The organism is Streptomyces sp. NPDC002911 (genome assembly GCF_053591835.1).
In genome coordinates this window covers 1-1,376 of sequence record NZ_JBSFUO010000094.1, presented here as the reverse complement: position 1 = coordinate 1,376, position 1,376 = coordinate 1, and the positions used below count along the sequence as shown (strand labels likewise).

Genomic DNA, 1,376 nt, shown 5'->3' with positions numbered 1-1,376 from the left:
TGGCTTGCCGGTCCCGGGTGTTGATCCGGTAGGAGAGCTTGGAGGAGTACTTCGAGTCCGGCCGCTTCAGGTGCCGGTCCGCTTCGCGTAGACGCCGAGTGCCGTTGTCCAGCTTGCGGTGCACCTTCGCCGCAAGTACGGCCAGGAACACATTGATCTTCTTGGGTGTGTCCGCGCACTGGCGGACAACGCTGCGGCGTGTGTGCTTGAGGACTTTGATGAACGACACCCGGTCCGGGTCGATACCGTTGTCTTCGGCCAGCTTCATGACGACCCGGGTCAGGCAGTGGTGCACTGTCAGATGCGCCCAGACCTCTTGTCGGACAAGGGCGGGGTCGCCAGAACGCAGGACTTCGGCCGGTCCGCGCTGGAACGTCTTGATCTGCCGAAACGCCGACTCCGCCTCCCATCTTTCCCGGTACAGAGCCGCGAGCTCCGCCGCCGGATACTCCACCGGGTCAAGCAGGTCGGTCAGTAGCCTGACCACCTCACCGCCGTTGACGCGGTATTCGATCACCCGGACCAGCACACCGCCGGGGTGCGCGCCCTTCTGCCCGGCCAGGTTCATCCTGGCCGAGTAGGTACCGTCAGCGAAATGTTCTACCGGACGGTGGGCCACCGGTGAACGGGCCCGGAGTAGGAGATGCGCCCCGGCTTCCAAATAGGCCTTCCACAGGGCGACTCCGGGGAAGTTACGGTCCATGACCACGAGCATCCCGGCCGCTGAGACGGCCAGAGCGATCGCGAGTTCCCGCTCGCCGCCGTTGAAGCCGCCCACCGCCGCGTCGATCTGCGCATGGGTGCCACACTCGGTCAACGTCACCACCCTCACCTGCGGAAACCCTGCCGACTGGCCGTTCTTGACCGGCCCTCCGAACGCGGCCCGGTTCGCTTTCGTGTCCGGCGCGTCCATCACGAACCCGTCCACGGCGGCCAACCGCATACCGCGGTAGAAGGAGTCCCGCAGTCCGACCGGCGCCAACGGGCCGGCTAGCTCCTGGAACACGGTCTCCAGCACCAGCGGACCCAGACGTCCGCGCGCCCGCGTAAACGACGACTTGTTCGGAATGCTTGCACCCAGCTCTGGGACGCCACCGACCAGGTGTTCAGCGACATCGTCATAAGAATCCTGCTGGAACAGGGCCAGCGCAAGGGTGAAATAGACCATGAACCCAACGGGTAACGCGCCGGGCTTCTTGTCCTGGACTCGGCACTTCTCCAACACTCCGGCGACGAGTTCCGGAGTCACCCATCGGGTCACCACCCCCAGCCTCACATGATCGGACAACCCCACCCAAGGATGCATGTCTGGCCCAACGACCCCGCCCCTCCAGCGTCACCGCGAACTGCTTGTCGAGTTCAAGCAACGGCATTGG

1 protein-coding gene is annotated in these 1,376 nt (G+C 64.9%); it reads right to left on the bottom strand.

Annotated features, from left to right (window positions below; translation table 11 throughout):
* The coding region (locus ACWD04_RS34000; protein WP_451137587.1) for an IS4 family transposase at window positions 1-1,249 on the bottom strand (1,249 nt) is incomplete at its 3' end.
* Between the last annotated feature and the right edge of the window lie 127 nt (window positions 1,250-1,376).